The following is a 4111-nucleotide window of genomic DNA, read 5'->3' as shown; positions in this document are numbered from 1 at the left end:
GCCCCGGACGGCATCGAGCCGGTCCCGCTCCCGGCCCCGGACGGCATCGAGCCGGTAGCGCCCCCGGCCCCGGACGGCATCGAGCCGGTCCCGCTCCCGGCCGCGCCGGCCCTGCCCGGACCGGTCGAAGCCGAGTCGGTCCCGGTGGCGGTGACCCTGCCGCAGGCGGCGGCCATGCCGGTTCCGCCACCGCTGGTCGTCGCGCTGCCACCGGAGACTGCGGCCGTCGCGCAGCCCGAGCCGACCGAGGCGGTCCCCGCGTCGGAGCCGGCCGGGGCGGCGCCGGCGCCGCGGGTGGTACCCGCCCGGTGGCCGGACGGGGGACCGTGGTGGCTCGTGTCCCGGGAGGACGGCGTCGTCGCCCTGCCGCGTGAACGTCCGCCCCTCGTCTGGCTGCCGCCCCGTTCCACGCCCAATCGGCTGCCGCCGGGCGAGGCCGCCGCCCCGCCACCCGACCTCCCGGGTGTTCGTACCCGTGCGGGCTGGTCGTTCGTGGACGAACCGACCGACCCGCCCGCCCCGGCGCTTGTCGGCTTCCTCGTCGAGGTGACAGTCGACGCGACCGGCTTCCGGGTCGGTGGCCGGCCGACCCCGCCGCGAAGCTTCGCGAAGCTGGTCGCGGCCTGCCGCCCGGACCCGCGCCGACCGGTCGTGCTCCTGTCCCGCGGCGTGACCGTCGCCGGGCCGGCGGCCGACCTGCTCTACGGCGGCCTGGCGGACGCGCTGGCGGTCGAGGTCTACGCCGCCGACGCGGAGGTGCAGCACGCCAGCAGCGGGCTGCTGCGCACCACCGGCGTCTTCCGCCGGTGGAGTCCCCGGCGCGCCCGATCGGGCGACGGGCGACCGACGCGGCAGGTCCGAGAGGTCGGCCAGGTGCTGCCGCCGCTGCCCGGTACGGTCGGCCGTCGCCTCACCCCCGCCGACCGGCCGCCCACCGCGGCGGGCCGGACCGTTCCGCCCGCCGTCGCCCCGCGGTCGGCCGGCGCACCCGTCACCGATCCGGCCCTGGCGGACGGGAAGGCCGCGGCACCGGACATGCCGAGCCGGCCGGATTCGACGGTCCGGCCGGGCCCGTCCGCCCGGCCGAACTCGTCCGAACCGTCCGGCCGGCAGCCGGAACCCGGAACGGGCCCGGGAACGGGCCACGAGCCCGCAACGGTGTCCGGAGTGGACCCGGAGCACCCGCCGCTCGACGACCGTCCGGAGACCGGATCAGCCGTCGCGGACCGGCCCTCGGCCGGAGCGACCGACGAGAAGGGCGCCGAACCCGGGCCGGAGGCCGAGCCCGCTGCCGGGCCGGAGGCCGGTCCTGCTCCCGGGCCGGGCGCCGAGCCCGAGGCCGACCCCGCTCCCGGACCGGGCGCCGAGCCCGAGGCCGAGCCCGCTCCCGAGCCGGAGCCGGTGACCGCCACGGCGGCGGTGCTGCTGGATCCGGAGCGCTGGCGCGATCGCGCGGCGGTACCACCGATCGCGGCGCCTCTGATCCTGCTGCCGCCCGCACCGCCATCGGCGGCGGACCCGGCGCGACCAGCGCCGATCTCCGCCGCCGCGACCGCCGGGCCGCCCGCCACGTCGGCCGGCACGGCGTCCCAGGCCGTGCCGGCGGCCTCCGCCGAGGCGCCGGCCGCCCGCGCGGTGGCCGGCGACGCGCCCGGGCCGGTCCCGGTCGTGCCGGTCGCCGGGACGGCCGCGCCGCAGGCCGACGCGGTGGACGATCCCGACCCGGTCGGCCCGGTCCGGGTGAGCCTCCCCGGTCCACCGGCGGCCGTCCCCGGCCCACCCGCCGGGGTGGTCGCGCCCACCACCGGCCCGCTCGACACCGGCGCCGGCGATTCTCCGGCGGACGTCGCCGAGCCCGCCGATGCGGGCTCCGGGCACGCCGGTGTCCCCGACGCGGCGGCGCACGCGCCCGAGGCGCATTCCGCCCCGGTCTCCGTACGCCCGCGAGCACGCTGGCTCCCGAGCGCCGACCCGGAGTTGACTGTCGCGAACCGGGCGGCGCTGCGGCAGGCGGTCGGCGGCCGGTACGACGCGTACGCGCGGGTGGTCACCCGGACCCTGGCCGAGTCGCCGGGGCTGCGGGCCGCGGTGGGCGCCGTCGCCGACCTCGCGGCCGGCCTGGTCGCCGTGCGGGCGTACTGCGACGGGGAACGCGAGCACGTCAACGAGGTGCTCCGTGGTGGCGGCGACGAGGAGGAAGCCGGTCGGGTCGAGCTGCTGACCCGCTGGGCCACGTACGGGCTGCGCCGGTTGCCGTCGGTCTTCGGCCCGGTCTTCCGGCCCGGCCCCGCCGATTTCGCACAGCTGCGCGCGTACCGCCCCGGTGACGTGCTCGCCGAACCGGCGTTCGTCGACGTGGACCTGGCCGCCGGTCCGGTGCCCCCGTCCGGGGTGGAGTTCGCCATCTGGTCGGTGAGCGCCCACCGGCTCGGCGGGCTGGCAGCCGACACCGCGCCCGGGGGCGCCGTCTTCCAACCGGGCAGCCGGTTCCTGGTGCTCGCGGTCGAGGAGCCGTCCGGGGGTGACGCGCCGGTGCGGGTGATGCTGCAGGATCTCGCCGCCGCGCATCGGGGCGAGCCGCGTCGTGGCGGGCGCGACGACTCGGAGCGGATCCTGGCCAAGCTGCGGGCGGTGCCGCGTACCGGGGCGAGCCGGACGACGAGCTTCGCGCCCGGGCTGGACGACGAGGGCCGTCCTTTCCAGCCGCCGGCGGAGCTGGCCGGCGCCGCCGTGCCGAACAAGGGTGGGAGAGCGTGAGCAACGGCATGCTGCTGGTGTCCCAGACGGATCCGGGATACCTGTCGACGATTGAGGAGGCCGTGCGGGCCGCCGCGCCCGGGGCGACCATCGTCGTCCAGCCGGGCACGTACCGCGAGCAGCTGCGGCTGACGCGGGACGTCGTCGTCACCGCGGAGGACGGGCCGGGCACGGTCACCGTCGACGGTGGGGACGGCGTGGCGGTCTTCGCCGCCCGAGGCACCGCGACGCTGCGCGGCCTCACCGTTCGCGGGGGCGGCGCCGACCTGCCCGCCGTCCAGGTGGGGCAGGGCCGGCTCGACCTCGCCGACTGCGAGGTCGTCGGGCAGGGCATCGTGGCGGTGCACGTGCCAGGCGGCACGTTCGCGCTGCACGACTGTCGGGTCAGCAACCCGGCCGGCGCGGGTTTCCTGGTCGACGGGAACGCCACCGGCGAAGTCGTCCGGACCACGGTGCGCGACGTCGGCAGCGCCGCGATCGTGATCACCGGTGGCGCCGACCCGGTGTTCCGCGACTGCACCCTGGCGGAGGTGCGCGGCGCGGGGGTGCTCGCCACGAAGGGCGGCCGGGGCAGCGTCGAGGCGTGCGACATCAGTGCCGTCGAGGGTCCGGCCGTGGCCGTCGAGGAGAACGCCGCGGTTCGGGTGGTGCGTACCACCGTGCACGACACCGCAGGCGCGGGCGCCTTCGTCGCCGGTGGCACCCCGACCTTCGAGGAGTGCGAGTTCCGCGGCGTCGGAGGGCACGGCGTGGTCCTCTCCGGCACCGCCGATCCGGTGCTCACCCGCTGCCGGGTCAGCGGCAGCGCCGGCCACGGGCTCTACGCGCTGGAGAACGCGACAGGCGTGTTCAGCGACGGGGAGATCAGCGCCACCGAGTCCGCCGCGGTGGCCGTGACCGGCTCGGCCGCGCCGCGGATCGAGGGGGGCCGGGTGTCCGCCGAGGGCGGCGTGGCGCTGCTCTTCGACGGGGAGGCCGCCGGCACCGTACGCGGCGTGACCGTCCACGGCGTACGCGACGGCCTGTTGGTGCAGGGCGGGGCCCGTCCGGGGATCGAGAACGTCACGATCACCGACTGCGCGGAGTACGGCCTGCGGGTCGCCGACCGGGCCGGCCCGACCGTGAGCGGCGCGCGGATCGACGGGGCCCGCGGCGGTGGCGCTCTGGTCTCCCGCGGCGCGACCCTCACGATGCGGGAGACGACCGTCCGGGGCGGTGCGAACGGGCTGCTGGTCGCCGCGGGCGGCGCCGCCACGGTCACCGCCTGCGAGTTCGGCGGGGCACGGCAGGCGGGCATCCTCGTGCAGCAGGAGGCCACCCTGACGGTGGCCCGTACCCGGGTGCGGGGCAGCGG

General features: G+C 78.4%; 1 protein-coding gene and 1 pseudogene. Both read left to right on the top strand.

Annotated features, from left to right (window positions below):
* A pseudogene (locus E1211_RS33630) lies at positions 1-2757 on the top strand (hypothetical protein); the annotation flags it as partial.
* A partial coding sequence (locus E1211_RS31070; protein ID WP_207915579.1) for a right-handed parallel beta-helix repeat-containing protein occupies positions 2754-4111 on the top strand: 1358 nt, incomplete at its 3' end. The pseudogene E1211_RS33630 and the gene E1211_RS31070, both read left to right, overlap by 4 nt.

It is taken from the genome of Micromonospora sp. 15K316 (genome assembly GCF_004348525.1).
GTDB lineage: Bacteria > Actinomycetota > Actinomycetes > Mycobacteriales > Micromonosporaceae > Micromonospora.
This window is presented reverse-complemented; position numbering and strand designations above follow the sequence as displayed.